Raw genomic sequence first — 24,214 nt, 5'->3', positions numbered from 1 at the left:
CGGCAGGCCACAGACCCGATCACCCGAGGGGTGGGGTGCGGGGGCCGCGGGCCTGGGGGTTGCCCGGTNNCCCTGCACGGCCCCTCCCCGGCGGCAGGCCACAGACCCGATCACCCGAGGGGTAGGCGCAGGGGTGCCCGCCCCGCCTCAGCTCAAGATCACGCTACGCGTCAAGTTCCTCGGCCGGTCCGGGTCGAAGCCCCGCGACTCCGCCAGCGTCACCGCAAGCCGCTGCGCGCGGATCAGGTCCGCCAGGGGGTCCGTCTCCTGGCGGGCCACCAGCGTGCCGCCGACCCGCGCGACGTCCAGGGACAGGCCCTCCGGGAGCGTGCCGAAGACCCATGCCACCCGGCCCGGGCCCGTGATCGAGATCGGGCCGTGGCGGTACTCCATCGCCGGGTACGACTCCGTCCACGCCCCCGCCGCCTCGCGCATCTTCAGGCCCGCCTCCAGCGCGAGCCCGTATGTCCAGCCCTGACCCAGGAACGTCCACTGCTCCGCCCCGACCACCGCGTCCGCAAGCGGCTCCGTGAGCGCGAGTTCCGCGTCGACCGCCGCCTCGGCGACCGACTTCACGCCGGGGATGTCACCCAGACCGGCCCGCAGAAAGGCCAGCGCGGTCGTGGCGAAACGGGTCTGGACCACCGATTCCTCGTCCGCCCAGTCCAGCACCGCCACCGCGTCCGCCGCGTCCATCACCGGCGTCTTCGGGTCCGCGGTCAGGGCCAGCGTCGGCACCCTGCCGCGCAGTTCGGCCAGCAGGTCCAGGACCTCCGTCGTCGTCCCCGAGCGGGTGATCGCGACGACCCGGTCGTACGTACGCCCCGACGGGAACTCCGATGACGCGAAGGCATCCGTCTCGCCCAGCCCCGCCGCCTCCCGCAGCGCCGCGTACGCGATCGCCATGAACCAGGACGTCCCGCAGCCGGTGACGGCGACCCGCTCGCCCGGCTCCGGCAGTCCCTCGAAGGCGGCGGCGGCTTCGGCCGCTCGGCGCCAGCAGGCGGGCTGGGTGGCTATCTCTGCTGCGGTACGGGACATGCGGCAAGGCTCCTAGCGACGTACTCGTTACTCGGGACCGGCACCGACCACTTCGTGCCGCCACGTGCTTAGCAGGCCGCGGCGCACCCGGGCAATGCCCGCCGGTCCAGGGACAGCGTTGTGGAAGCGATACGCAGTGGAGTAGACCTCATGCGTCCACATGGTGGACAATCGCAGCTCATCTCAGAGGACATCACGGGGGACCGACTGGGACGACACGGGCACGCAACGACAGAGGGTGGGGAAGAGCGGTGCAGCGTCGCTTCTTGGGTCTGACCGCGGCGATCGCCGCACTCGGCATGACGGTGGCCCTCTCGGGCTGTGGCAGCTCCTCGGGTTCCGGCGATGTCACCCTCAAGCTGGTGGCGGCCGACTACGACGTGGCCGGCGGCCAGAGCAGCAAGAAGTACTGGGCCGACCTCGCCAACGAGTTCGAGTCCAAGAACCCCGGCATCAAGATCGATGTCCAGATCGAGTCCTGGAACGACGTCGACCGCAAGGTCGCCGAGATGGTCAAGGCCGGCAACGCTCCCGACATCGCGCAGATCGGCGCGTACGCCGACTACGCCGCGGCAGGCAAGCTGTACTCCGCCGACCAGCTGCTCTCCATCCCCGAGCAGGCCAACTTCCTCACCCCGCTCACCGACGCCGGCGAGGTGAAGGGAGTGCAGTACGGTCTGCCGTTCGTCGCCTCCACCAGGCTGCTCTTCTACAACAAGAAGCTCTTCCAAGAGGCCGGGATCAAGGCAGGCCCGACGACCTGGGACGACCTCAGGAAAGACGCCGAGAAGCTGAAGGCGAGAACGGACGCGAAGTACCCGTTCGCCCTGCCGCTGGGGCCCGAGGAGGCCCAGGCCGAGACCATGATGTGGCTGCTCAGCGGCGGCGACGGATACACCGACCCGGTGGGCAACTACTCCATCGACTCCGCGCAGAACATAGCCACCTTCAAGTGGCTGAAGACGAACCTCGTCGACGCCGGGCTCACCGGCTCTGTCGCCCCCGCCAAACTGAACCGCAAGGACGCGTTCGCCGCCTTCACCCGCGGCGAGGTCGGCATGCTCAACGGTCACCCCTCCCTGATGCAGGCCGCGGAGAAGGCCAACGTCGAGGTCGGCAAGGTGGCCATGCCCGGCAGCGGCGGCAAGCCGAAGGCCACGATGGGCGTCGCCGACTGGATCATGGGCTTCAAGCAGAACGGCCACCAGGCCGAGGCCGGCAAGTTCCTGGACTTCGTCTTCAGCGACAAGAACGTCCTCGACTTCGCCGGCCAGAACGACCTGCTGCCGGTGACGATCTCCGCGTCCGAGGCGATGGAGAAGGATCCGGAGCACCAGGACCTCAAGAAGTTCCTGGAGGAGCTCCCCACCGCGGTGCTTCCACCGGTCGGCAAGACGTCCTGGGCGGCGGTCAGCGAGAACATCAAGAAGAACGTCGGCCGGGCCGTCGAGCCGGAGGGCGTCCCGTCATCCGTCCTCGGCAAGATCGGCCAGGAGGCCAACGCCGCGGAGAACGCGGAGTAGACAGACAGGCTGCCCGGTGTGCCGCGGCGCCGTTATGTTGGGTCGTATGTCCGACGACGAGGCGACCGAGGCGCTCCAGGCGAACCCGGCGCGCAATGTGCTCTCCGAGCGCGACCGTGCCGTACTGGCCGTGGAGCGCACCTCCTGGCCGGGGCCCGGTGCGAAGGAACGCGCCATCCGGGAGCAGCTCGGCATCTCCCCGGTCCGCTACTACCAGCTCCTCAACGCCCTGATCGACGACGAGCGCGCCCTCGCCCACGACCCGGTTACGGTCAACCGGCTCCGCCGTGTCAGGGACGAGCGGCGAAGTCGCCGATAGGGTCGGGGCATGGGCAGCTCCTCGAACGCGCATCCTTTGCCGACGCCGTCCACCCCCGCCGGCCGCGACGGCCTGGCCGCGCTTCTGGCCCGGCCGCGGAAGGCAGTCGTCGGCCTCGACTTCGACGGCACGCTCGCCGAGATCGTGTCCGACCCCGAACAGGCCCGGGCCCACCCCGGCACCGTCCCCGCCCTTGCCGCGCTCGCGCCACGGGTCGCCTCTGTCGCCGTGGTCACCGGACGGCCCGCGGGTGTAGCGGTCCGGTACGGCGGCTTCGCCGGAGTGCCGGGCCTGGACCACCTGGTCGTCCTCGGTCACTACGGCGCCGAGCGCTGGGACGCCGCCACCGGCACGGTCAAAACCCCTGCCCCGCACCCCGGGGTCGCGGCTGCCCGCGCCGAACTGCCCGGTGTCCTCGACGACGTCGGAGCCTGGCAGGGCACTTGGATCGAGGAGAAGGGCCAGGCGGTCGCGGTCCACACCCGCCGCGCGTCCGACCCACAGGCGGCGTTCGAGGCACTGCGGGACCCGCTCGCCGCGCTCGCCGCGCGCCACGGGCTGATCCTGGAGCCGGGCCGCATGGTCCTGGAGCTGCGGCCGCCCGGCATGGACAAGGGCGTGGCCTTGTCGGAGTACGTACGCGAGGTGGAAGCCGAGGCCGTGCTGTACGCCGGTGACGATCTCGGCGATCTGCCCGCCTTCGCGGCCGTCGAGAAACTCCGTTCGGACGGCATGCCCGGCCTGCTGGTGTGCAGCGGCAGCACCGAGGTCTCAGAAGTCGCGGACCGCGCGGACCTGCTGCTGCCGGGCCCGCCGGCGGTGGTGGATTTCTTGGCCTTGCTGGCCCGGCACCTGTAGCCGCGCCCGGGTCGCCGCCGACCAGGACGGCCGCCTTCCCGGGCTCGCCGCGCGGCGCCTTCAGCCGGACCGGGAAGCCGGTCGCGCTCGCCGATGCCGTGTTTGCTGTGTTCGCTGCGCGGTGCCTTCGGCTGACAGCCGGCTCTCGGGCTTGGCGAGCGCCCCGCGCGATGCCTTCTGCCGGCCCGGGCAGCAGCCGCTCGCCGGCCGCGGACTCGCCGGGCGGCCGCCCGCGTTCACCGGTCCAGGGGGGCGGCTACGGACCTGCCGCGCCCTCCGCGTAACCCGCGCCCCCCCCGCCTCCTACGCGCCCTCGCGCAGCGCCCGCAACTGGTCCAGGAACCACTTCTGCGGCGGCAGCGCCGTTGCCGCCGTCGCCAGCCGCTCGGTGTGCCGGGACCGTTCGTCGTCCGGCATCGTCAGTGCCGCGTGGAGCGCGTCCGCCGTGCCGCTCACGTCGTACGGATTCACCGTCACCGCGTCCTCGCCCAGTTCCTCGTGCGCCCCCGCCTCCCGCGAAAGCACCAGCGCGCAGCCCGCCTCCGAGACGAGGGGGATCTCCTTGGCGACCAGGTTCATGCCGTCCCGGATCGGGTTGACCAGAGCCACGTCCGCCAGCCGGTACGCGGCGAGCGAGCGTGCGAAGTCGTCCTTCACATGGAGCACGACAGGGGTCCAACTCTCCGTCCCGTACACCGAGTTGATCTCGTCCGCCAGGCGCTGGACCTCCGCCGTGTAGTCGCGGTAGACCGCCAGGTCCTGCCGGGACGGGTAGGCGAAGGCGACATGGACGACGCGCTCACGCCACTCGGGACGGGTTTCCAGCAGCTGCTGGTACGCCAGCAGCCCGCGCACGATGTTCTTGGACAGTTCGGTGCGGTCGACACGCACGATGGTCTTGCGCCCCGGGCCGATCTGCTCGCGCAGCGCCGCCAGCCGCTCGTCCACGTCCGGCCGGTGCGCCCGCTTACGCAAAAAGTCCGCGTCCGCGCCCAGCCCGTGCACCCCGATCGCCGTGCCGCCGGTGCCGCCCAGCAGCTCCGTACAGCAGGAGACGAAGGCGTCGGCCCACCGCCGGGTCAGGAAACAGGTGCGGTCCGCGCCGAGCAGGCCGCGCAGCAGCTGCTCCGCGATGTCGTCGGGCAGCATCCGGAAGTAGTCGACGGGCGCCCACGGCGTGTGCGAGAAGTGCCCGATCCGCAGATCGGGACGGAGCTCGCGGAGCATGCCGGGCACCAGCGCCAGGTGGTAGTCCTGCACCAGGACGGCCGCACCCTCGGCCGCCTGTGCCGCGAGCGCCTCCGCGAAGGCCCGGTTGTAGGTCTCGTACGACGCCCATTGCCGGCGGAACTCCTTGTCGAAGACCGGCTCCAGCGGCGTCTGGTACAGCATGTGGTGGACGAACCACAGCACGGAGTTGGCGATGCCGTTGTACGCGTCGGAGTGGACGGCCTCGTCGATGTCGAGCATCAGCACTCCGGGCTCGCCGACCCCGCGCCGCACCGCCTCGCGGTCGCCGTCGCCGAGCGCGGCGCACACCCACAGTGCTTCCGCCTCGGAGCCGATGGCAGACAGACCGGAGACCAGCCCGCCCCCGCCACGGCGCGCGTCGAGCGAACCGTCCTCGCTCAGTGTGTATGTGACAGGGCCGCGGTTCGACGCGACGAGGACCTGGGCAGCAGCGTGCTCGGAGACCATGTCGCGAAACCTAGCCCGTCCCACAAACGCTCAAACGTGTGTACGCGATTGGTCGTGGCGTCTTCGTGTGTTGTACGTCTCTCGAGCCCATAACTAGGAAATGTAGACAAAATGACCAGCGATCCACGCTTATGCCGCGCGACGCGCCGCGTACTCACCGATCTCGCGCATCGGCGGCCGCTCCTCCGTGTCCACCGCGTACGTCCGCGGTTCGAAGCCGTCTTCGCCCCGCTCGAACTGCGTAAGTGCGGGACGCACCAAATGGCCGCGGGAGAGCCGGAGTTGGGCCGTGCGGTAGATCGCCGCGGCCATCCGCCCCAGCGCCTGCCCGTCCTGGTGGCGGTGCTTGCGCAGGCCGACGTCCACCTGCGCCAGCGCGTCCAGGCCCACCATGTGCAGCGCATCGACGAGCAGGCCGAGCTCCACTCCGTAACCGACGGGGAAGGGCAGCGCCTCCAGCAGCGAGCGCCGTGCCGCGTACTCCCCGCCCAGCGGCTGGACGAACCCGGCCAGCTGCGGCCAGTGCAGATTCAGCAGCGGACGCGCCACCAGCTCGGTCACCCGGCCGCCCTGACCTGTGAGGTCGCCGAGCGGCCGGTCGTACATCGCCTTCACGAACTGCACATCGGGTTCGGTCAGCAGCGGGCCCACGATTCCGGAGACGAAGTCCGCGGAGAACTCACGCAGATCCGCGTCGATGAAGCAAACGATGTCGCCGCTGGTCACCAGCAGCGAGCGCCACAGCACCTCGCCCTTGCCGGGGACGGCGGGTATCCGGGGCAGGATCGCGTCCCGGTGCACCACGCGCGCGCCGGCCGCCGCGGCCACCTCGGTCGTACGGTCGCTCGAGCCCGAGTCGACGACGACCAGCTCATCGACGAGCGACACGGCCTCCATCAGCTCGCGGCGGATCACGGTGACGATCTCGCCGACCGTCGCCTCCTCGTTCAGAGCAGGGAGCACCACGCTGACCGTCGTCGACCGTTTGGCGGCAAGCAGCAGGTCAAGTGGGCGGTCGGCCGCGGCCCAGGACCGCCGGGCCAGCCAGCGCTCCACCTCATCGAGCACGTGCGCGTCTCCCTAGACTTCCGGTTGGGTGATCCATCTCGCGGTTCGGACGACTATCTCAACCATCCGGGCCTTCGGTTACAGTCTTGAACAACGCGGATGACCGTCGCATGCCGGGGGTCATCACGCTGACAATCGAATACCGCTCATCCAGAGGGGCAGAGGGAACGGCCCGTTGAAGCCCCGGCAACCCTCCCGCCGACCGCGAGGTCACGGTGGGGACGGTGCCAATTCCGTCTCGTGGCGAAATGCGCCACGGGGAAGATGAGGAGAAAGGGCCTCGCCTCCATGGCTGTGCAGACTGTCGCAAGCAACACCACCAGCCCCGTAGACCTGGGACCCGCCGCGGCGCTCTCGTGCCGCGAGTGCGGAGAGCGTTTCGGGCTCGGCCCGATCTTCGCCTGCGCCTCCTGTTTCGGGCCCCTCGAAGTGGCCTACGACCTCCCCGGTGACGACCCCGAGGCGCTGAAGAAGCGGATCGAAGCGGGTCCGAACAACATCTGGCGGTACGCCCCGCTGCTGCCCGTCCCCGCCGACGTGGCCGACAAGCCGAACATCAACCCCGGCTTCACCAAGCTCGTCAAGGCCGACAACCTCGCCCGTGAGCTGGGCGTCACCGGCGGCCTGTTCATCAAGGACGACTCCGGCAACCCGACGCACTCCTTCAAGGACCGCGTCGTCGCCATCGCCGTCGAGGCCGCGCGTGCCTTCGGCTTCACCACCCTGTCGTGCTCGTCCACCGGCAACCTGGCGGGCGCGGTCGGCGCCGCCGCCGCGCGGGCCGGCTTCCGCTCCTGCGTGTTCATCCCGCACGACCTGGAGCAGGGCAAGGTCGTCATGGCCGCGGTGTACGGCGGCGAGCTGGTCGGCATCGAGGGCAATTACGACGACGTGAACCGCTTCTGCTCCGAGCTCATCGGCGACCCGCTGGGCGAGGGCTGGGGCTTCGTCAACGTCAACCTCCGCCCGTACTACGGCGAGGGCTCCAAGACGCTGGCGTACGAGATCTGCGAGCAGCTCGGCTGGCGGCTGCCGGACCAGATCGTGGTTCCGATCGCCTCGGGCTCGCAGCTCACGAAGATCGACAAGGGGCTGCAGGAGCTGATCAAGCTCGGTCTGGTCGAGGACAAGCCGTACAAGATCTTCGGCGCCCAGGCGGAGGGCTGCTCGCCGGTGTCGACGGCCTTCAAGGCCGGGCACGAGGTCGTACGCCCGCAGAAGCCGAACACCATCGCCAAGTCCCTGGCGATCGGCAATCCGGCGGACGGTCCGTACGTGCTGGACATCGCGCGCCGCACGGGCGGGGCGGTCGACGACGTCAACGACGAGCAGATCGTCGACGCCATCAAGCTGCTCGCCCGTACGGAGGGCATCTTCGCGGAGACCGCGGGTGGCGTGACCGTGGGTGTCACGAAGAAGCTGATCGAGCAGGGCCTGCTCGACCCGGCGCTCACCACCGTCGTCCTCAACACCGGTGACGGCCTCAAGACGCTGGACGCGGTGGCGCCGACGACAGGCCCGAGCGCGACGATCCGCCCCAGCCTGGAGGCGTTCCGCGACGCCGGCCTGGCCGGCTGACCGACCACCCGAGACTCAAGGAAGGCACGCAGCATGAGCGTCAACGTCCGCATTCCCACCATTCTCCGCACGTATACGGGCGGCCGGGCCGAGGTGTCGGCTCAGGGCGAGACCCTCTCCGAGGTGATCGCCGACCTGGAGAAGAACCACACGGGCATCGCCGCGCGCGTCCTGGACGACCAGGGCAAGCTGCGCCGCTTCGTCAACGTGTACGTGAACGACGACGATGTCCGTTTCGAGCAGGGACTTGAGACCGCGACACCGGACGGTGCGGGCGTCTCGATCATTCCGGCTGTCGCAGGCGGCTGCTGACTTCGCAGAGTTACCCCTATTACCCCCTCCGCAAGAGAAGCGGAGGGGGTAATTCCATAGGGTTGAGCGCGGTAGAGTTTGGGAAGCCCCCTCCGCTGCTTGTGCCGGGCGCATATGAGAATGCGTCGCCGCGCGACAAGAAGCAGCCAAAGTGCTCGATCTAATTGCCGCATAGGCGCCTTTTGCCGGGCCCGAGTTGCCCCGGAATTCACATAATTCGCATGAATTACCCTTTCGGTCTTGCGCGGAATTCTCGTCCGATTGACCTGTTGCAGAGGGCAGTTGGACAGATACATTCAGCCGCGGTCGACGCGTTCCGGCGCACACCCTCCTCCTGTCGGGTGGGTGAGGTCTGACCCGGGTCCGCGAAGTGCGGTCCTGCGCAAGGGCCAGTAATAGGGGAGTTAGGCATGGCTCAGGGCACCGTCAAGTGGTTCAACGCGGAGAAGGGGTACGGCTTCATCGCGGTCGACGGTGGTGCGGATGTTTTCGTCCACTACAGCGCGATCCAGATGGACGGGTACCGCACCCTTGAAGAGGGTCAGCGAGTTGAATTCGAGATCTCGCAGGGCCAGAAGGGTCCGCAGGCGGACATGGTCAAGCTCGCCGTCTGATCTCGGCGCGATCGGCCACCGACGCACTCACGCCGAGGGGCCCGCATCCCTACCAGGGATGCGGGCCCCTCGTGCGTCCGCGCCCAGTTGGGTACCACGGGAGCCTGCTTGCGCCCTGCTTTCGAGGTCCCCTCGAAGCCGCTTGCGCCGTCCTCTCTCAACTCCCGCTGGGAGGTGCCCCCATCGGCCGCCGCCCCTCATCGAGGCTTGCTCGAAGCCGCTTGCGCCCTCCCGTTGCCCGGCCACCACCCCTCATCGACGCTTCTTCGAAGCGGCTTGCACTCTCGGGGGTCGAGTGCTAATCATTGCGTTAGCACTCTGACAGTGAGAGTGACAACGAGGACCGGGCCGGTGAGGTCCGCAGGCCAGGTGGGGCAAGGAACCACAAGGTTTGCAGGCCGTCCGTCGCGGGCGCCAGCGCGGTCCGGAGAATCCACCCCAGTCCGGGAGGACCACTTCACATGGCCAAGATCATCGCGTTCGACGAGGAGGCACGGCGCGGTCTCGAGCGCGGGATGAACCAGCTCGCCGACGCCGTCAAGGTCACCCTTGGCCCCAAGGGCCGGAACGTCGTCCTCGAGAAGAAGTGGGGCGCCCCCACGATCACCAACGATGGTGTTTCCATCGCCAAGGAGATCGAGCTCGAGGACCCGTACGAGAAGATCGGCGCCGAGCTGGTCAAGGAAGTCGCCAAGAAGACTGACGACGTCGCCGGTGACGGTACGACCACCGCGACCGTCCTCGCCCAGGCGCTCGTCCGCGAGGGCCTGCGCAACGTCGCCGCCGGCGCCAACCCGATGGCCCTCAAGCGCGGCATCGAGAAGGCCGTCGAGGCCGTCTCCGGTGCGCTGCTCGAGCAGGCCAAGGACGTGGAGACCAAGGAGCAGATCGCTTCGACCGCCTCCATCTCCGCCGCCGACACCCAGATCGGCGAGCTCATCGCCGAGGCGATGGACAAGGTCGGCAAGGAAGGCGTCATCACCGTCGAGGAGTCCCAGACCTTCGGTCTGGAGCTGGAACTCACCGAGGGTATGCGCTTCGACAAGGGCTACATCTCGGCGTACTTCGCGACCGACATGGAGCGTATGGAGTCGTCTCTCGACGACCCGTACATCCTGATCGTCAACTCGAAGATCGGCTCGGTCAAGGACCTGCTGCCGCTCCTCGAGAAGGTCATGCAGTCCGGCAAGCCGCTGCTGATCATCGCCGAGGACGTCGAGGGCGAGGCCCTGTCGACCTTGGTCGTCAACAAGATTCGTGGCACCTTCAAGTCCGTCGCTGTCAAGGCTCCGGGCTTCGGTGACCGCCGCAAGGCGATGCTCAACGACATCGCCATCCTCACCGGTGGCACCGTCATCTCCGAGGAGGTCGGCCTCAAGCTCGAGAACGCGAGCCTGGACCTGCTCGGCCGCGCCCGCAAGATCGTCGTCACCAAGGACGAGACGACGATCGTCGACGGTGGCGGTGACAGCGAGCAGGTTGCCGGTCGCGTCAAGCAGATCCGTGCCGAGATCGAGAACTCGGACTCGGACTACGACCGCGAGAAGCTCCAGGAGCGCCTCGCGAAGCTGGCCGGCGGCGTGGCCGTCATCAAGGCCGGCGCCGCGACCGAGGTCGAGCTCAAGGAGCGCAAGCACCGCATCGAGGACGCGGTGCGCAACGCCAAGGCCGCTGTGGAGGAGGGCATCGTCGCCGGTGGTGGCGTCGCGCTCATCCAGGCTTCCTCGGTCTTCGAGAAGCTCGAGCTCGAGGGCGATGAGGCGACCGGCGCCAACGCCGTGAAGCTGGCGCTGGAGGCCCCGCTGAAGCAGATCGCCATCAACGGTGGTCTCGAGGGCGGCGTCATCGTCGAGAAGGTGCGCAACCTGCCTATCGGTCACGGCCTGAACGCCGCGACCGGTGAGTACGTCGACATGATCGCCGAGGGCATCATCGACCCGGCGAAGGTCACGCGCTCCGCGCTGCAGAACGCCGCGTCGATCGCCGCGCTGTTCCTGACCACCGAGGCCGTCATCGCCGACAAGCCGGAGAAGGCCTCTGCGGGCGCTCCGGGCGGCATGCCGGGCGGTGACATGGACTTCTGATCGACCTTTGGTTGATCACCGTCCTGACCGAGGGCGGCACCCCTACTCCCAGGGGGTGCCGCCCTCGGGCCGTTTCCGCCACTGTTTCCGCCGCTGCTTCCGCCGCCGGGGTGGGGAGGGCCCCACCCTCAAGAGGCCGGGAAGCCCGGTAGGCGCCCGGCCGCGGTTCCGCGAGGGTCTTCCCATGCGAATCCTCGGCAGCCGGACATCCGGCTTCACCACAGCGGCTCTCAGCCTCCCCGTCCTCGCGACGACGCTTCTCGCCCTCCCGGCACCCGCTACCGCCGCGGCAACTCCACGACCGGACACGGCAGTTCGCTGGGAGAATTGCCCGGGCACCGGACTCGACCCGCGCCAGGAGTGCGCCACCCTCGCCGTCCCGCTCGACCACGCCGAGCCCGGCGGAGCCCGCATCACCCTCGCGATCTCCCGTATCCGCACCGAACACCCCGAAGCCCGGCGCGGCACGCTCCTGCTGATCCCCGGCGGGCCCGGCGGCTCCAGCATCAACGGCCCGTCCACCACCGGGAAGAAGCTGCCCCAGTCGGTGCGCGACGCCTACGACATCGTGGGCTTCGACCCGCGCGGTGTCGGCCGCAGCACGCCCGTCGGCTGCGGTCTGTCGCACGATGATCTGGCTCTGGTGAAGATACGGTCCTGGCCCGCGCCCGACGGCGGCATCGAGGAGAACACCGCCACCGCCCGCCGCCTCGCGGACGCCTGCGCCACCCACGGCGGCGATGTGCTGCGCAGCATCAGCACCCGCAACGAGGCCCGCGACATCGACCGTGTCCGGCAGGCCCTCGGCGAACGGAAGCTCTCCGCCTGGGGCGTCTCGTACGGGACTTACGCGGGAGCCGTGTACGCACAGATGTTCCCGCACCGCACCGACCGCTGGGTCATGGACAGCAGCGGCGACCCCGACCCGAAGCGGGTGGCGCGCGGCTGGCTCGCCAACTACCAATCCGGGGTCGAGGACGCCTTCCCCGACTTCGCGGCCTGGGCGGCCGAGCCCGGCAACCCCGACCGGCTGGCCGCCACCCCCGGTGAGGTCCGGCCGATGTTCCTCGCGCTCGCCGCACGGCTCGATCGCACGCCGATTCCCTGGCCCGGCGCCAACCCGGAGGAACTCAACGGCAATGTCCTGCGCCAGACCATGCTGGACAGCCTCTACTCCAAGGGGCGCTTCCCCGCGCTGGCCCGGCTGATCACCGCCGCCGGTGCCGGTTCTCAGCTGCCTGCCGCGAATACACCTCCCGACGAGGCCATGCAGAACACGGTCGCCGTCTCCGGCGCGACCATCTGCAACGACGTCGATGCCTGGCCGGACACGAACCCGGCCGCGTACGAGCGGGACATCGCCAAGAGCCGCAAGCGGTACCCGCTCACCGCGGGCATGCCGGTGAACATCTCGCTGTGCGCCTTCTGGCACGACTCGCCGCGCGAGCGCCCCGTGCGCATCACGCCGGACGGCGGCCCTTCGAACGTTCTGATGATCCAGAACCGGCGCGACCCCTCGACCCCGCTGGTCGGCGCACTGAAGATGCGCGCCGCGTTCGGCGACCGCGCCCGGCTGGTGACGGTCGACTCGGTCGGTCACGGCGCCTACCGCGCCAACGGCAACGCCTGTGGGGACGAGGCCGTGACCGACTTCCTGCTCACCGGCGAGCGCCCGGCCCGCGACACGTCCTGCTAGTCGCGCTTCAGGCCGGTGACGAAGGCGGACCAGACGGCGGCCCGGAACACGAGCTTCGGGCCGTCGGGGTTCTTGGAGTCGCGTACGGGCACGATGCCGGGGTGGATGTCGGTGACTTCAAGGCAGTCGCCGCCGCTTGCGCCGCTGTAGCTGGACTTGCGCCACATCGCCGTAGTGAGGTCGTGCTCAGGGCTGCTGATCTTCATGAGCGTAATCCTCCGCCACTGATGAGATCAGGGCCAAGGAAGTTTCTGGTGACAGTGCGCTGGCCCCGACCAGATCGTAAGCCAGTTCGTGGCGGGAGACTGTGGCCGGATCGTCCTGCAACTGGCCCGTTCCCAGACTCTGGACATAGGCGAGGGGAGGGGCGTCGGTGAAGGACATCAGCTTGAGCGAGCCTTCAAGTGCCATATGCGCCCCTGCCTCGAACGGCAGCACCTGAACAATGATCCGGTGCCTCCTGGCGAGCGCCGCCACATGCTCCAGCGCCTCCGTCATCACCCCCGCCCCGCCGACCTTCCTGCGTAACACCGCCTCATCCAGAACCGCCCACAACAAAGGCTTTGTTGGATCGCTCAGGAGGTGCGCGCGATCGAGACGGGCTTCGACCAGTTCATCGATGGCATCTTCTCTTGCCGTGGGCAGGCCTCCGCGGAACACCGCCCGCGCATACGCCTCCGTCTGCAACAGGCCCGGCACCAGCAGCGGCGCGTACTCCTTGATCGTCGTCGCGGCTGCCTCCGCCTCCGCCGCCTCGGCGAAGTGGTCGGGATAGCGCGACTTGTTGGACACCTCGCAGTTGCGGGCGAAGAAGCCGTTCGTACCGAGGATCTCGTCTATCTGGTGTGCGTACTCGGGCAGCATCCGGCGGGTGCCCGCCTCCATCTGGCCGATGTACGAGCCGCTGACGAACAGGGGCCGCCCCAACTCGTCCTGGGTGAGGTTCGCCTGATCGCGCGCGTGGCGCAGTTCCGCGCCCAGCAGGGCGCGAGGGGAGGTGGAGGGATCGAGGTCCTTGGGTCCGGGCAAGGCAACTCCCTGATTGACAGGACGGGTTGTTGGGCTGCCGCCACTGTTCAGGCTAGCCCGACCCGGACACGCTGGGTGAGGAAAGAGAACACTCAGTGTGGAGGTGCCTGGTCATGGTGGTGCGATCGGCGGAGCGGCTGCGGGCTGCCGAAGAGGTGGTGGCTCAACTCCGGGACGGGCTAGGCGTGGTGGCCGTGACGCTGCCGTCGTTGCGGGTCGACGTGGTGTCGCTCGCGAGCGAGGCGCCCTATCCGCTGGTGGACCTGGGGTGCTGCAACCTGGACACGGCGCTGCGGCTCGCGGCCGTGCTCCACGGACTGGACAGCGCGTGAGGCCCGGGACGTACGCCGTCGACGTACGCAGCGGACGGGTCGGGCAGGTCATGGGGCGCGAAGGCGGATACGTACAGCTGAGACCGCCGGGCGGGGGCAAGGAGTGGGACTGCCCAGCCGAGGACGTGCGGCCGGCTCCGCCGGGCGAAGTGCTGCGGGCAAAGGTGCGGGAGATCAACGCGGAGGGGCGATTGCCATGACGTGCGTCAGCTGCTGTTGATGGCTGGCGAGGGCGGACCTCGGCTGGGGTACAGCGTGGCCGATCCGGTGCGGTTTATGCGTAACGGCGTCACGCCGCCGGGTGGGCGGTGAAGGTGACCTCTTCGTGGTCGCTGTCGAGGGCGATGTTCAGCGAGGCGTCGAGCGCCTGAGCCAGGCGGCGCAGCAGGGGGAGCATAGGGATAGTGTCGGCGCCTTCGATGCGGGAGACTTTCGCCTGGGTGAGACCGGTGCGCTCGGCGACCTCGGCCTGGGACAGCCCGAGCTCTTTGCGGCGGTCGTACACGGCTTTGGCGAAGGCCATCGCCAGCCGGGCCTCCGCGCGCTCCGTCGTAACCTCCGGCGATTCGGCGTACCCCTCAGTGAGCGTCCGCTCGCGGGTCGGCCTCCAACGCGTGTGGCTCATTGTGTATCCCCTTTCTCGCAGCGGCTGTACGTGGTGTGGGCCGGTTTGTGCTCGATGTCGCACACCATACGGGCGCTCACCGCGGGCGACCTGAGCTGTCTCCCGCATCCTGGTCTTGCGGAAGACCGTCAGGAGCACGATGCGACCCTCTGGTGCGAACCAGTACGTGATCCTCGTGTCGTCTCCGTCCACCGCATGAACGACCTGCACGTCATCGAGCTGGAGCCTGAGGTGCGCATACCCGTCTTCGTCGCGGTGCGCCTCTTCGAGTGAAGTCGACCTGCCGGGTTGACCGCCTCACACTCGGGCCGCGTCGGGTTCTCATCCGGCTCTCACGGCGGCCTTAACCAGCCATCACATGGCGTGCCTACGTTCGCGCCATGTTCTTCACCTACCTCCGGCGCGAATTGCGCCGCCGCAGGAAAGCGGCGCTCGTCGTCGCCTCGGGGCTCGCCCTCGGGATTGCGCTGGTTATCGTCGTCAACTCGGTTTCGTCCGGGATGAATCGCGCCCAGGACAAGGTCCTGGAGTCGCTGTACGGGCTCGGCACCGACATGACCGTGACCAAGGCCGCCACGCCCCCCGGTGCGGGGGACACCTCGCGGCGGCCCCGATTCGAGTTCGACGCCAAGGACAGCGACGACGACTCCGAGCAGAGCAGCGACTTGGTGATGGTCGAGGGGTTCGAGACCCTCGCCTTCTCGACCGTCGCGCAGGTCGGCAAGCAGGACGGCGTCGCGGACGCGGTCGGCGGGCTGAGTGTGCGCGTGATGAAGGTCAACGGGCAGTTCAAGCAGGGGGAGATCGAGCCGGGGCAGAAGCCCGGGCAGGGCGGTCCCGGGGGCGGGACCGACGGGGGCGGTGCCGTGCGTGGCGGTGGGGCTGCCTTCGATGTCGACTCGTACACCGTGTACGGAACGGACGTCGCCCATCAAGGACTTGGGCCGCTGACCTCCTCGAAGATCACCTCGGGGCGCACCTTCAAGACGACCGAGACCAGCGCCAAGGTCGCCGTCGTCGACAGTGCCTACGCCAAGGAGAAGAGCCTCACCGTCGGCAAGACCCTCACCATCTCGGGCGCCAAGTACACCGTCGTCGGGGTCGCGACGGCCGACAGTGGGGACGCCGCCGCCAACGTCTATCTTCCGCTGGCCCAGGCGCAGACGCTCGCCGGCGCCAAGGACAAGGTCACCACCGTCTACGTCCAGGCAACCGATTCGCAGCGGATCGACGGCGTCAAGCAGGCCATTCAGAGGAACATCTCCGGCACTACCGTGACCACCTCCGCCGATCTCGCGGACACGGTCTCCGGTTCGCTGTCCACCGCCTCCGACCTCGCCGCGGGCGTTGGCAAGTGGCTTTCGTACGTGGTGCTCGCGGCCGCGTTCCTGGTTGCCGGGCTGCTTACGTCGGCCGCGGTGAGCCGGCGGGTACGGGAGTTCGGCACGCTCAAGGCGCTGGGGTGGCGCAGCGGCCGGGTGACCCGGCAGGTGGCCGGTGAGGCACTGGTCAACGGGCTGGTCGGCGGGGTGCTCGGGATCGGGATCGGGTTGGCCGGGGCGTGGGTCATCACCGCGTTCAGCCCCACGCTCACCGCCCAGTTGGGCGGGTCCGGTGGCGGTGCGGGTGGCGGCCGGGTGCTCGGCGCGGGCGGCGGCGAGGGCGGTCCCGCCCGGCAGGCCGCGTCCCGGGCGCTGGACATCGCGCTCACCGCGCCGGTCTCGCTGACCACCATCGGCCTGGCCGTGGCGCTCGCCGTGGCGGGCGGGCTCGTGGCGGGCGGCTTCGGTGGCTGGCGCGCGTCCCGGCTGCGGCCGGCCGACGCCCTGCGCCGTGTCGAGTAGTCGATAAGCCCGAACGCACCTACGCACAGGAGGAGTTGAACCATGTACCAGCTCAGTGGCGTCACCAAGCGCTACCGGCGCGGCAAGGACACCGTCCAGGCCCTCGACGGGGTGGACCTGACCATCGAGGACGGCGGGCGGCTGGTGATCCAGGGACCCACCGGTGGCGGCAAGTCCACACTGCTGCAGATGCTCGGCGGCCTGGACCGGCCGACGGAGGGCAGCGTGGTCCTCGACGGCACCGACCTCGCGACCCTGCCGGAGGCGAGGCTCACCCGGGTACGGGCCGAGGAGATCGGCTTCGTCTTCCAGAGCTTCAACCTCATCCCCACGCTCACCGCCCAGGAGAACGTGGAGACCGCGCTCGTACCGCTCGGCCTGAAGGCGGCCGAGCGCCGGGAGAGGGCCGCGGACGCGCTGGCCTCGGTCGGGCTCGGGGAGCGGCACGGCCATCTGCCCGGTGAGCTGTCCGGCGGACAGCAGCAGCGGGTGGCGATCGCGCGTGCGCTGGTGAAGCGGCCGGCGGTGCTGCTGGCCGACGAACCCACCGGCAATCTCGACGAGTCGATGCGTGACGAGATCATGGAGCTGCTGGAGGGTCTGTGGCAGGAGCACACTCTGACGTTTGTGATGGTCACGCACGATTCGGCGCTGGCGCGGCGGGCGCCGAGGTTGGCGGTGATCCGCAAGGGGCGGGTGACGATAACGGAGCGGGCGGCGGGGGCGGCGTAGGCGGAGGCGGTGCGGGGGGTTACGGCCTTCGGGCGTGTCCTCAATCTGGACGAAGTCCGGGGGAGATTGAGGCGCGGGGTCTCGGGCGGGGCCCCGGTTAGGGGGAGACCGGGGTCGGTTCCTTCGTCGGCGGGGTGGGGTCCTTCGCGGTCGCGGTCGCGTTGAGCTCCTCCAGCATCGGCTTCGTAAAGCCGAACCAGTACGTTGCGAGGAAGCCCGCTCCGTAACCGACCAGCAGACCGCCCGCATAGACAGCGATCGTCTCGCCCAAGCCCCTGTTCCCGTTGAGGAGCGGGAACAGGGCCCAGCCCGAAGGGCCGATGGCCGTCGAGCCGACCTTGTCGCCCAGCATGTTGAACAGGCCGACGAAGCCGCCGCCGAACGCCCCGCCGACGCAGGCCGTGACGAACGGGCGGCCCAGCGGGAGCGAGACGCCGTAGATCAGCGGCTCGCCCACACCCAGAAAACCGGCCGGGAGCGCGGACTTGATGGTGCTGCGGATCGAGGCGTTGTGCGGGAGCCGCAGATAGACCGCGGCCGCCGCGCCGACCTGGCCCGCGCCCGCCATCGCGAGGATCGGCAGCAGGACCGTGAATCCCTGCTGCTCGATCAGCGTGGTGTGGATCGGGATCAACGCCTGGTGCAGGCCGAGCATGACCAGCGGGAGGAAGAGGCCGCCGAGTACGAAGCCCGCGCCCGCGCCCCCGTTGGCCAGCAGCCAGTCGGCGAAGTCGCCGATCGCTGTGGAGACCGCACCGGCGACGAACATCAGGCCGAAGATGGTGACCAGGCCGGAGACGAGGACCGTGAGGGTGGGGGTGACAAGGACGTCCAATGACTGAGGCACCCTTCCCCAGCGCTTCGCCCGGGAGGTACCCCCACGGCACCACTTCTCCACGTACACCGCCAGCACCGCCGCGGCCAGCGCGCCGAGCACGCCGCCCTGGCCCGGGGAGAGCTTCTGGCCGAAGGCCTCGATGTTCGCGACTCCCGGGAAGACGATGATCGCGGCGACCGCGCCGCCCAGGATCGGCGTACCGCCGAACTCCTTCGCGGTGTTGTAGCCGACGAAGACGGCGATCAGCGACATGAAGCCGGACGCCATCGCGGTGAGCGCGGGGACCACGGTCGGCAGCATGCCGAGGTTGGTCAGCAGCCCGCCCAGACCGGCGATGATGCCGCAGCCGATGAGGGCCGGGATCAGCGGCACGAAGATGTTCGCGATACGGCGCAGGAAGAGTTTGAAGGGCGTTGAGTTCTTTGCCTTCCGGGCCGCCTTGATGGCGGCGCCGTGGGCCGCCAGTTCCTCGGCGGCCGCGGGCGAGGACCCGGGGGCGCTCCCGGCCGCCGCCACCAGCGCCTCGAACTCCGGGGTGACGCGGGCGACCGTGCCCGGACCCAGCACGATCTGGTACGTGTCGTCGTCGACCACGCCCATGACTGCCGGGAGGGCCTTGAGGGCCTCGTCCTGGACGAGGGATCGGTCGCGCAGTCCGAGGCGGAGGCGGGTCATGCAGTGGGCGACTGAGGAGATGTTCCCGGCGCCGCCCACCAGGGGCAGGATCGCGGCGGCGGTGGCGCTGTTCTTGTCTGCGGAGTCGGTTGCCATGGGTGGGGGGCGCCTTGCTGTGGGGGGAAGTTCAGGGGGAGTTCAATGCGTACGGGCCGATTGCAGCGCCGCGCGGAGGTGGCCGTGAGACTTGGTGAGGAGGTCGGCCGCCGTGGGGCCGTCGACCGAGCCGAGAATGGTCAGGATCGCGTTCTTCACCTCACCGCCGGTGGCGGCGAGAGCGGCTTCGATCTCCTCGTCCGACGCGCCGGTGGCGAGCGCGACGATCCGCCGCGAGCGGGCGCGCAGCTTCTCGTTGGAGGCGCGGACGTCGACCATCAGGTTTCCGTATGTCTTGCCGAGCCGGATCATCGTGATCGTCGAGATCATGTTGAGGACCAGCTTCTGCGCCGTACCGGCCTTCAACCGCGTTGATCCGGTGAGCAGTTCGGGTCCGACGACGACCTCGATGCCGTGGTCTGCGGCCGCGCCGAGCGCGCTGTCCGTGTTGCAGGACAGGCCGATGGTGAGCGCGCCCCGGGCGCGGGCGTGCTCGACCGCGCCGATGGCGTAGGGCGTGCGGCCCGACGCGGAGATCCCGACCACCGTGTCGTCCGCGGTCAGCTCCAGGGCGTCCAGGTCGGCGGCGGCCAGCTCCTTGCTGTCCTCCGCGCCCTCGACCGACTTGACCATGGCGGACGGGCCGCCCGCTATCAGGCCCACGACCTCGTCCGGATCGGTGTTGAAGGTGGGCGGGCACTCGCTCGCGTCCAGTACGCCGAGCCGCCCCGCCGTGCCCGCGCCGGCGTATATCAGCCGGCCGCCGCGGGACATCCGCTCGGCGGTGCCGTCGATCGCGGCGGCGATCCGCGGCAGCTGCGCGGCGACGGCGGCGGGGACGGTCTCGTCCTCGCCGTTCATGATCCGGGCGATCTCGAGGGTGGGGAACTGGTCGATCTCGGCGAGCTCGGGCCGGAACGCCTCGGTGGTGAGGGTGGCCAGCTGAGCGCGCAGCTCGGAAAGGTCATGGGTGGAGGTCATGAAAAGCGCTCTGCTTTCTCGGTCCGTGGGGGGTCGGGGCGCTTAGCGGGTGCGGGGGCTGTGCCGGTGGGCGAGGGCCTCGTACGAAGCGGCGAGGGCAGGGGCCGCCGTCTCGTACGTACGTTGCGCGATGCCTATGAACAGGCAGTCGACGACGAGGAGTTGGCTGGTGCGGGACGACATGGCGGCCGGGCGCAGCTCGCTCTCCCGTGCGGTGGAGGTGGTCAGCACATGGTCGGCGTACTGCGACACCGGGCCGCCCGGGCGGCCGGTGATCGCTATCGTCGTCGCGCCGCGGTCGAAGGCCACGCGCAGTGGCTCGATCACGTCGCCCGTCGAACCGGAGTGGGTGATGGCGATGGCCACGTCGCCGGAGCGGAGCTGCACCGCGTTGGTGACGGCGAGGTGGGGGTCGGCGTGGGCGTGTGCGATCAGGCCGATGCGCAGCAGCTTCTGGGCGAGGTCCATGCCGACGAGACAGGACGCGCCGACGCCGTAGATGTCGATGCGGCGGGCGGTCGAGGCGGCGGCGACGGCCGCGCCCAGCTGTATGGTGTCGAGCCCCGCGGCCGTGTCGGCCAGGGTCTGCTGCTCGTCGTACGCCAGCTTGGCGACCACGTCGGCGATGGGGTCGTCGACGGCGATGTCGGCGGTGACGGCCGGGGCCCGGCCGGACTGCTGGTGAGCGGCGAGCCCGGCGAGCGCGAGGCGCAGATCGCGGTAGCCGGGATAGCCGAGGAGTCGGGCGGTGCGGACCACGGTCGCCTCGCTGGTGCCGGTGAGCTCGGCCAGACCGGTGACCGTGAGGGCCGCGCAGCCGGCCGGATCGTCGGCGACGGCTTCGGCGACCCGCTGCATGGAGCGGGTCATGGACGGCGCGAGGGTGCGCACCTTGGCCGCGAGGGCGGCGGGGGCGGGCGGGGCGTCGCCGCTGAAAATTTCCTTCACTGGATTGGTCACCCTTGAAAGATATTTTCGCCCTTCGTTCATCGTCAACCCCCACAGGACCCAGCCCTGGCGCGTGGGGTGACAATTGCTCTATGGACGACGCGATTCCGCTGGAGCAGGCGCTGCACGCGGCGCGCGCCCTGGTCCTCGCCGATCTGGCCGCCCGCGATGTGGCGGACGCCGGGGTCGTGTCGCTGGTCGAGGAGGCGGTGGCGCACCGACGCTGGTGGGTCGAGCAGTGGCCGGAGGGCGTCGAGTACATCGCGGGCCTGGTCGCCCAGGACGTCCAGGACGCGCTGCTGGAGCGGTACGGCCGGTGGCCGCTGTGCCCGGTCTGCGACGCCGGCGACCCGCACGCCCTGGACGTCGAGCCGGAGCTGGGCCCGGACCCGCACTGGGTCTGTTCGAAGGCGGGCGTCGTGGTGGCCCGCGTCGGTGGCCTTTCGTGACTGTCTACATCGACCCGCCGACCTGGCCGGGCCATGGCCGGATGTGGTCGCACCTGGTCAGCGATGTCTCGTACGAGGAACTGCACGCGTTCGCGGCGTCGATCGGCTGCCCGCCGCGCGCCTTCGAGCGGGACCACTACGACGTGCCGTCACACCGGTACGCGGACGCGGTGGCGGCGGGTGCCGTGCAGGTGTCGAGCCGCGAGGTGGTCGAGCTGCTGACGAAGGCGGGGCTGCGCAGACGTAAAGGGGGGTCCGCCTAAGGCCCGTGCCGTCCCGCGTCCGGTCAGCCTGAGAGCAACTCCAGTTCCAGCGACATGTTCTGACGGGCGGCCGACTCCCACTCGCGCTCCCCGTACGGCGTGTGGAACAGCCGTGGCAGGTCGAGCAGTTGGCGCAGCACCGCCGCGCGGCCCTCGCGGAAGGCCGCGTCCGGGACGAAGTCGTACTCCGCCCGTACCGCCGCCGCGTACGCCGCATAACCCTCTGGGCCCGACGCCAGGATCGCCAGGTCCGCGTCGCAGAGGACCTGGCCGTTGGCGTCGTCCGGACCGGGTGCGTGGGTGGTCGTGAGGCGGACCAGGCGTGCGACTTCCGCGGTACGCGCGGGGGACAGGCCCGCCTCGGGGAGGGCGCGTTCGGCCAGGCGGGCGGAGCGTTCCTCGTTCTCGGAGCGGTCGGGTTGGTAGACCGCGTCGTGGAACCAGGCCGCGAGGCGGACCAGGTCCGGGGCGGTGGCGTACTCCCCCAGTACGTCGATGTGGGTCAGGACCGCCGCGAGGTGGTCGACCGTGTGGTAGCGGCGCTGCGGCTCCGACCAGCGGGCCAGCAGGTTCTCGGCGTACGGCAGCGGGTCCGGCCCGCTCGCGCCGTCACGGGCGGCGAGCAGCGCCTGGGACCAGCGGGAGCGCAGGTCCACGGAGTCGTCGGTCATGCGGCTGACTTTATGAGCTGCTCCGGGCGGAGGGCAGGGCGGGAGCGGTCGCACTGATGCCTTCGCGGTACATGCGTATTAGGCTGACTATTGGACTAGACCTGTAAGGCCGTAGTCGTCTTCCGGAAGGAATGGGGTCCCATGAGCAACCGTGCAGCCCTGGAGGTGATCGCTCTGGACGCGCAGGACGCGGTCGCGGCCGAGTCCGGAGGGGCGGACCGACTCGAGCTGGTCACCGACATGGCGGCGGACGGGCTGACACCGTCCAGGGAGACATTCGCCCGGATCCGGGAGGCCGTCGACATCCCGCTGCGCGTGATGCTGCGCCTGTCCGACGGGTTCGCGGCGGGGGACGCGGGCGACGTCGACGCGCTGGTGCGGGCGGCGGGGGAGCTGCGGGCGGAGGGTGCTGACGAATTCGTACTCGGCTTTCTGGACGAGGACGGGAACCCGGATCTGGTGACGGTGGAACGGGTCGTGGCGGCGCTCGGGGGATGCCGGTGGACGTTCCACCGGGCGATCGACCGGGCGGCGGACCGCGATGCGCTGCGCAAGGGGCTCGCGGACCTGCCGGGCCTGGACGCGTATCTGACCGCCGGTTCCGCACAGGGTGTGGACGACGGCCTGCCCACGTTGCTGGCCGAGGCCGCGCGGCGGGACGAGCCCGGCTACGGCCCGCGGATTCTGGTGGGTGGCGGACTCCGCCTCGACCACCTGCCGGTGCTCCGGGCCGCGGGCATCGACGGGTTCCACATCGGTGGGGCGGCCCGCCCGGACGGCTGGGACGGTCCGGTGGACCCGGCCGCGGTGGCGCAATGGCGCGAGGCGCTCGCCTGACGCGGCTGGTTGTCGGGCGGTCGGTCCGTCGCCCTGGCGACGACGATGGACGCCGGCCGCTCCTGGCTGCCGCGGCGCCCGGATCGCGAGTCCGCTCACGCTGACCCCCGACCCCCGTCCGGCTCAATCTTGGCGCGAGTACATCGGCCGACCAGGTGATATGTCGACATGAAAGATCAAGTCTCATCCCTCTCTGTCCGAATTGTCAGGATGTAGCGGATCGACCTCAACTGTCTCCGCCAAGGACTAAGGAGAGTTGCATGATTCCTGGTAACAGGAGCTCGCGCGCGTTTCTTCGTAAGAGGCGCGGGTTGGTGACGGGCAGCATGCTTGCGCTGCTGACCGCCACTCTGGGAGGGATCTCGTTCCCCGTCCACGCCGCCTCGCAGGCCACCGCCGAGTCCCACGTCGTTTCCTCGGCCGGCACGCTCGGGCCTCAGGGACTGGATGGGAGGGATGGAAGGAACGGCAAGGACGGCAAGGACGGCAAGAAGGGCAAGACCGGTGCGACGGGTGCCACCGGCGCGACCGGAGCCACCGGCGCGACGGGTGCCACCGGCGCGACCGGTGCGCCTGGAACGGGTGCGACCGGTGCGACGGGCGCCACGGGTGCGACCGGCGCCACGGGTGCGACCGGTGCCACCGGCGCGACGGGTGCCACCGGTGGTACCGGTAGCACCGGGCCGTGCAACAGCGTCGACTCCTGGATCTCGGGAAGTACGCAGTTCTTCGCAGTGGTCGAGGGCGGCGCGATCTTCGCCGGCATCAGGGGTCTCACGCCGTCGCCCGACGACACCGACTGGGACACCATCACCACACTCGGTGACCCGCCGGTCACGATCGTGGGTGCCTGTGATGCCACCATCGCCGACATGGGGAACACGGCATTTATCGAGGTCACCACAGTGACAGGGGACGTCTGGGAGACGACCTGTGACATCGACCGTGGAGACGAAGCCCTCGACCCGCCCGTTCCGCAGATCCCGGCGCTTGTCCCGGACCTCGACTGCGACGGCACCTGGACCTTGATCGACCCGCAGCCCACCCCCTGAGGCGCGAGATGAGCCGACGGCCGGGAAACCCTCTGCCGGAAGCCTGAAGTC

Annotated in this window: 27 protein-coding genes and 1 riboswitch; of the genes, 17 read left to right on the top strand and 10 right to left on the bottom strand. The window is 69.8% G+C overall.

The features are described from left to right. Positions 1-147 precede the first annotated feature (147 nt). The gene (locus tag J7E87_RS17560) at positions 148-1,041 is read right to left on the bottom strand and encodes an SIS domain-containing protein (protein ID WP_215094951.1); all 894 of its coding nucleotides are present in this window, start codon (positions 1,039-1,041) and stop codon (positions 148-150) included. A 299-nt stretch (positions 1,042-1,340) separates the two neighbouring features. On the opposite strand from J7E87_RS17560, the gene J7E87_RS17555 reads away from it, so the two are divergent. The 3 genes from J7E87_RS17555 to otsB are packed head-to-tail and all read left to right on the top strand — an operon-like array spanning position 1,341 to position 3,741. Further along, a complete protein-coding gene (locus tag J7E87_RS17555; protein ID WP_215095202.1) occupies positions 1,341-2,564 on the top strand; it encodes a sugar ABC transporter substrate-binding protein in 1,224 nt (407 codons plus the stop codon). A 46-nt stretch (positions 2,565-2,610) separates the two neighbouring features. Beyond that, the gene (locus J7E87_RS17550; protein ID WP_215094949.1) at positions 2,611-2,883 is read left to right on the top strand and encodes a DUF3263 domain-containing protein; all 273 of its coding nucleotides are present in this window, start codon (positions 2,611-2,613) and stop codon (positions 2,881-2,883) included. Positions 2,884-2,892: 9 nt separating this feature from the next. Continuing rightward, positions 2,893-3,741, top strand: a complete 849-nt coding sequence (gene otsB / locus J7E87_RS17545) for a trehalose-phosphatase (RefSeq protein WP_215094947.1) — start codon at positions 2,893-2,895, stop codon at positions 3,739-3,741. A 303-nt stretch (positions 3,742-4,044) separates the two neighbouring features. On the opposite strand, the gene J7E87_RS17540 is transcribed toward otsB, so the two are convergent. Then, positions 4,045-5,439, bottom strand: a complete 1,395-nt coding sequence (locus J7E87_RS17540; RefSeq protein ID WP_215094945.1) for a trehalose-6-phosphate synthase — start codon at positions 5,437-5,439, stop codon at positions 4,045-4,047. A gap of 129 nt (positions 5,440-5,568) precedes the next feature. Continuing rightward, positions 5,569-6,507: a glucosyl-3-phosphoglycerate synthase gene (locus J7E87_RS17535; RefSeq protein ID WP_215094943.1), complete on the bottom strand. Its 939-nt coding sequence runs from the start codon at positions 6,505-6,507 to the stop codon at positions 5,569-5,571. Positions 6,508-6,650: 143 nt separating this feature from the next. Next, positions 6,651-6,778: riboswitch (SAM riboswitch) on the top strand. 17 nt (positions 6,779-6,795) lie between these two features. Here J7E87_RS17535 and thrC point away from each other — a divergent pair. The 5 genes from thrC (at position 6,796) to J7E87_RS17510 (ending at position 12,791) form a co-directional block, all read left to right on the top strand. Next, positions 6,796-8,085, top strand: coding sequence for a threonine synthase (gene thrC / locus J7E87_RS17530; protein ID WP_215094941.1), 1,290 nt, complete (start codon positions 6,796-6,798; stop codon positions 8,083-8,085). Between the two features lie 33 nt (positions 8,086-8,118). Continuing rightward, a complete protein-coding gene (locus tag J7E87_RS17525; protein ID WP_215094939.1) occupies positions 8,119-8,397 on the top strand; it encodes a MoaD/ThiS family protein in 279 nt (92 codons plus the stop codon). Between the two features lie 410 nt (positions 8,398-8,807). Next, positions 8,808-9,011, top strand: coding sequence for a cold-shock protein (locus J7E87_RS17520; protein WP_005315736.1), 204 nt, complete (start codon positions 8,808-8,810; stop codon positions 9,009-9,011). Between the two features lie 461 nt (positions 9,012-9,472). Further along, a complete protein-coding gene (gene groL / locus J7E87_RS17515; protein WP_215094937.1) occupies positions 9,473-11,095 on the top strand; it encodes a chaperonin GroEL in 1,623 nt (540 codons plus the stop codon). A 184-nt stretch (positions 11,096-11,279) separates the two neighbouring features. Beyond that, positions 11,280-12,791 (top strand): alpha/beta hydrolase, encoded by a 1,512-nt coding sequence (locus tag J7E87_RS17510; protein WP_215094935.1) that lies wholly within the window; start codon positions 11,280-11,282, stop codon positions 12,789-12,791. Here the strand turns inward: J7E87_RS17510 and J7E87_RS17505 are convergent. Both J7E87_RS17505 and J7E87_RS17500 read right to left on the bottom strand, forming a co-directional pair. Then, positions 12,788-12,997: a DUF397 domain-containing protein gene (locus J7E87_RS17505; RefSeq protein WP_215094933.1), complete on the bottom strand. Its 210-nt coding sequence runs from the start codon at positions 12,995-12,997 to the stop codon at positions 12,788-12,790. The two genes, J7E87_RS17510 and J7E87_RS17505, sit on opposite strands and share 4 nt — an antisense overlap. Further along, positions 12,978-13,820 carry a helix-turn-helix transcriptional regulator gene (locus J7E87_RS17500; RefSeq protein ID WP_215094931.1) on the bottom strand — a complete coding sequence of 281 codons (843 nt, stop codon included), beginning with the start codon at positions 13,818-13,820 and terminating at the stop codon, positions 12,978-12,980. The genes J7E87_RS17505 and J7E87_RS17500 overlap by 20 nt, the downstream gene beginning before the upstream one ends. A 113-nt stretch (positions 13,821-13,933) precedes the next feature. Between J7E87_RS17500 and J7E87_RS17495 the strand changes: the two genes are divergently transcribed. Both J7E87_RS17495 and J7E87_RS17490 read left to right on the top strand, forming a co-directional pair. Then, a complete protein-coding gene (locus J7E87_RS17495; protein ID WP_215094929.1) occupies positions 13,934-14,152 on the top strand; it encodes a hypothetical protein in 219 nt (72 codons plus the stop codon). Next, positions 14,149-14,352: a hypothetical protein gene (locus tag J7E87_RS17490; protein ID WP_215094927.1), complete on the top strand. Its 204-nt coding sequence runs from the start codon at positions 14,149-14,151 to the stop codon at positions 14,350-14,352. The genes J7E87_RS17495 and J7E87_RS17490 overlap by 4 nt, the downstream gene beginning before the upstream one ends. Before the next feature lie 89 nt (positions 14,353-14,441). Here the strand turns inward: J7E87_RS17490 and J7E87_RS17485 are convergent, their stop codons facing one another. Further along, complete coding sequence (locus J7E87_RS17485) at positions 14,442-14,777, bottom strand: helix-turn-helix domain-containing protein (protein ID WP_215094925.1); 336 nt, start codon at positions 14,775-14,777, stop codon at positions 14,442-14,444. A gap of 54 nt (positions 14,778-14,831) precedes the next feature. On the opposite strand from J7E87_RS17485, the gene J7E87_RS17480 reads away from it, so the two are divergent. From J7E87_RS17480 to J7E87_RS17470, 3 genes are all read left to right on the top strand, one after another. Next, a complete protein-coding gene (locus J7E87_RS17480) occupies positions 14,832-15,050 on the top strand; it encodes a hypothetical protein (RefSeq protein WP_215094923.1) in 219 nt (72 codons plus the stop codon). 107 nt (positions 15,051-15,157) lie between these two features. Beyond that, complete coding sequence (locus J7E87_RS17475; RefSeq protein ID WP_215094921.1) at positions 15,158-16,621, top strand: ABC transporter permease; 1,464 nt, start codon at positions 15,158-15,160, stop codon at positions 16,619-16,621. Between the two features lie 42 nt (positions 16,622-16,663). After that, positions 16,664-17,353 (top strand): ABC transporter ATP-binding protein, encoded by a 690-nt coding sequence (locus tag J7E87_RS17470; RefSeq protein ID WP_215094919.1) that lies wholly within the window; start codon positions 16,664-16,666, stop codon positions 17,351-17,353. 97 nt (positions 17,354-17,450) lie between these two features. On the opposite strand, the gene J7E87_RS17465 is transcribed toward J7E87_RS17470, so the two are convergent. The 3 genes from J7E87_RS17465 to J7E87_RS17455 are packed head-to-tail and all read right to left on the bottom strand — an operon-like array spanning position 17,451 to position 20,903. Further along, complete coding sequence (locus tag J7E87_RS17465; RefSeq protein ID WP_215094917.1) at positions 17,451-18,962, bottom strand: PTS transporter subunit EIIC; 1,512 nt, start codon at positions 18,960-18,962, stop codon at positions 17,451-17,453. Positions 18,963-19,004: 42 nt separating this feature from the next. Further along, a complete protein-coding gene (gene murQ / locus J7E87_RS17460) occupies positions 19,005-19,943 on the bottom strand; it encodes an N-acetylmuramic acid 6-phosphate etherase (protein ID WP_215094915.1) in 939 nt (312 codons plus the stop codon). A gap of 42 nt (positions 19,944-19,985) precedes the next feature. Beyond that, positions 19,986-20,903: a MurR/RpiR family transcriptional regulator gene (locus tag J7E87_RS17455; RefSeq protein ID WP_215094913.1), complete on the bottom strand. Its 918-nt coding sequence runs from the start codon at positions 20,901-20,903 to the stop codon at positions 19,986-19,988. 80 nt (positions 20,904-20,983) lie between these two features. On the opposite strand from J7E87_RS17455, the gene J7E87_RS17450 reads away from it, so the two are divergent. Both J7E87_RS17450 and J7E87_RS17445 read left to right on the top strand, forming a co-directional pair. Further along, positions 20,984-21,340 (top strand): hypothetical protein, encoded by a 357-nt coding sequence (locus J7E87_RS17450; RefSeq protein WP_215094911.1) that lies wholly within the window; start codon positions 20,984-20,986, stop codon positions 21,338-21,340. After that, the gene (locus J7E87_RS17445; protein WP_215094909.1) at positions 21,337-21,603 is read left to right on the top strand and encodes a DUF4031 domain-containing protein; all 267 of its coding nucleotides are present in this window, start codon (positions 21,337-21,339) and stop codon (positions 21,601-21,603) included. The genes J7E87_RS17450 and J7E87_RS17445 overlap by 4 nt, the downstream gene beginning before the upstream one ends. 23 nt (positions 21,604-21,626) lie before the next feature. On the opposite strand, the gene J7E87_RS17440 is transcribed toward J7E87_RS17445, so the two are convergent. Beyond that, on the bottom strand, positions 21,627-22,274 hold the full coding sequence (locus tag J7E87_RS17440; protein WP_215094907.1) for a hypothetical protein: 648 nt from the start codon (positions 22,272-22,274) through the stop codon (positions 21,627-21,629). Between the two features lie 141 nt (positions 22,275-22,415). On the opposite strand from J7E87_RS17440, the gene J7E87_RS17435 reads away from it, so the two are divergent. Further along, the gene (locus J7E87_RS17435; protein WP_215094905.1) at positions 22,416-23,111 is read left to right on the top strand and encodes a copper homeostasis protein CutC; all 696 of its coding nucleotides are present in this window, start codon (positions 22,416-22,418) and stop codon (positions 23,109-23,111) included. A gap of 314 nt (positions 23,112-23,425) precedes the next feature. Then, positions 23,426-24,163, top strand: coding sequence for a hypothetical protein (locus tag J7E87_RS17430; protein ID WP_215094903.1), 738 nt, complete (start codon positions 23,426-23,428; stop codon positions 24,161-24,163). Positions 24,164-24,214: the final 51 nt, after the last annotated feature.

The organism is Streptomyces sp. ISL-1 (assembly GCF_018614585.1).
GTDB lineage: Bacteria > Actinomycetota > Actinomycetes > Streptomycetales > Streptomycetaceae > Streptomyces > Streptomyces maoxianensis.
The sequence above is the reverse complement of the archived record's forward strand: the minus strand, read 5'-3'. Positions and strand labels throughout refer to the sequence as shown.

What these genes read in the sequence shown, in the direction of transcription:
- J7E87_RS17560 (WP_215094951.1), bottom strand. Translation starts at nt 1,041, where the DNA reads ATGTCCCGTACCGCAGCAGAGATAGCCACCCAGCCCGCCTGCTGGCGC.
- J7E87_RS17555 (WP_215095202.1), top strand. Translation starts at nt 1,341, where the DNA reads ATGACGGTGGCCCTCTCGGGCTGTGGCAGCTCCTCGGGTTCCGGCGAT.
- J7E87_RS17550 (WP_215094949.1), top strand. Translation starts at nt 2,611, where the DNA reads ATGTCCGACGACGAGGCGACCGAGGCGCTCCAGGCGAACCCGGCGCGC.
- otsB (WP_215094947.1), top strand. Translation starts at nt 2,893, where the DNA reads ATGGGCAGCTCCTCGAACGCGCATCCTTTGCCGACGCCGTCCACCCCC.
- J7E87_RS17540 (WP_215094945.1), bottom strand. Translation starts at nt 5,439, where the DNA reads ATGGTCTCCGAGCACGCTGCTGCCCAGGTCCTCGTCGCGTCGAACCGC.
- thrC (WP_215094941.1), top strand. Translation starts at nt 6,796, where the DNA reads ATGGCTGTGCAGACTGTCGCAAGCAACACCACCAGCCCCGTAGACCTG.
- J7E87_RS17525 (WP_215094939.1), top strand. Translation starts at nt 8,119, where the DNA reads ATGAGCGTCAACGTCCGCATTCCCACCATTCTCCGCACGTATACGGGC.
- J7E87_RS17520 (WP_005315736.1), top strand. Translation starts at nt 8,808, where the DNA reads ATGGCTCAGGGCACCGTCAAGTGGTTCAACGCGGAGAAGGGGTACGGC.
- groL (WP_215094937.1), top strand. Translation starts at nt 9,473, where the DNA reads ATGGCCAAGATCATCGCGTTCGACGAGGAGGCACGGCGCGGTCTCGAG.
- J7E87_RS17510 (WP_215094935.1), top strand. Translation starts at nt 11,280, where the DNA reads ATGCGAATCCTCGGCAGCCGGACATCCGGCTTCACCACAGCGGCTCTC.
- J7E87_RS17505 (WP_215094933.1), bottom strand. Translation starts at nt 12,997, where the DNA reads ATGAAGATCAGCAGCCCTGAGCACGACCTCACTACGGCGATGTGGCGC.
- J7E87_RS17495 (WP_215094929.1), top strand. Translation starts at nt 13,934, where the DNA reads ATGGTGGTGCGATCGGCGGAGCGGCTGCGGGCTGCCGAAGAGGTGGTG.
- J7E87_RS17485 (WP_215094925.1), bottom strand. Translation starts at nt 14,777, where the DNA reads ATGAGCCACACGCGTTGGAGGCCGACCCGCGAGCGGACGCTCACTGAG.
- J7E87_RS17480 (WP_215094923.1), top strand. Translation starts at nt 14,832, where the DNA reads ATGTCGCACACCATACGGGCGCTCACCGCGGGCGACCTGAGCTGTCTC.
- J7E87_RS17475 (WP_215094921.1), top strand. Translation starts at nt 15,158, where the DNA reads ATGTTCTTCACCTACCTCCGGCGCGAATTGCGCCGCCGCAGGAAAGCG.
- J7E87_RS17470 (WP_215094919.1), top strand. Translation starts at nt 16,664, where the DNA reads ATGTACCAGCTCAGTGGCGTCACCAAGCGCTACCGGCGCGGCAAGGAC.
- J7E87_RS17465 (WP_215094917.1), bottom strand. Translation starts at nt 18,962, where the DNA reads ATGGCAACCGACTCCGCAGACAAGAACAGCGCCACCGCCGCCGCGATC.
- murQ (WP_215094915.1), bottom strand. Translation starts at nt 19,943, where the DNA reads ATGACCTCCACCCATGACCTTTCCGAGCTGCGCGCTCAGCTGGCCACC.
- J7E87_RS17450 (WP_215094911.1), top strand. Translation starts at nt 20,984, where the DNA reads ATGGACGACGCGATTCCGCTGGAGCAGGCGCTGCACGCGGCGCGCGCC.
- J7E87_RS17440 (WP_215094907.1), bottom strand. Translation starts at nt 22,274, where the DNA reads ATGACCGACGACTCCGTGGACCTGCGCTCCCGCTGGTCCCAGGCGCTG.
- J7E87_RS17435 (WP_215094905.1), top strand. Translation starts at nt 22,416, where the DNA reads ATGAGCAACCGTGCAGCCCTGGAGGTGATCGCTCTGGACGCGCAGGAC.